We start from the raw sequence: 829 nt of genomic DNA on the forward strand, positions 1-829 counted from the left end.
CGGGGAGGGTGAGCTCGGTCGGGCCGAATCGGTCGGTGAGGAAGCGGCTGTGCGCGAGCAACTGGGCCGTGTCGCCGCGGGCGGCCGCCTCGGTGACCTCACGCATCCCACCGGCGAGCAGGGCCAGCGTCGCCAGCAGGACATCGCGGGGGGTACGGCCGTCGGGCAGCCGGTGGGTCTCGGCGTAGGCCCGCGGCAGCCCCAGATAGGTCTCCACCGCGGTGGGCAGGTAATCGGCGACCGTCCGCTCGACGGCGAACGTCTCCGGCGAGCCGGGACGCAGCAGGTGCGGGGTGTCCAGGACCTGCCGCAGCGCACCGATGACCTCCTCGGCGGCGGCGACGAGTGCCCGGTCGTCCGGTGCCCGGTCGATCAGGGCCCGGTACTGGGCCTCGACCGTCGCCCGCAGATCATCCACGTCGATCCCACCGCCCGCGACCGCGGCGCGGCGCGGCGGTGCGACCAAGGCGCCGATCGCGTAGAGCGCCGCGACGACCGGCGGCCAGAACGGCCAGTCCACCAGGCCCGCGGCACTCGCGCCGGCGCCGGCGAGCGCGCACGTGCAGCCGGCGATGTTCTTGGCCGAACCGAACCAGGTGAGGATCCACTGTCCCCGGCCGGGGATCGGCGCCGACGGGGGTGGTGCCGGGCGCGGGAGCCGCGGTGGACGCGGCGTCGGCGGTTCACTGGTAGCCACGGATGTCCTTGAACGCGTCCGCCAGCGACGAGGTACGAGCGTCGAACACCGCGCCGCCGGTGTCGGCGGAGATGTCCCGCAGCGCCGCCGGGTCGGCCTCCCCGAAGGCGATCGTGAAGGTACGCACGGCAC

At 74.8% G+C, this 829-nt stretch carries 1 protein-coding gene; it reads right to left on the reverse strand.

Annotated features, from left to right (window positions below):
* Window positions 1-697, reverse strand: a 697-nt coding sequence (locus AC08OX_RS14030) for a hypothetical protein (protein ID WP_476608234.1), incomplete at its 3' end; no start/stop codon positions are given.
* Between the last annotated feature and the right edge of the window lie 132 nt (window positions 698-829).

It is taken from the genome of Frankia sp. CoBUL1 (genome assembly GCF_978021245.1).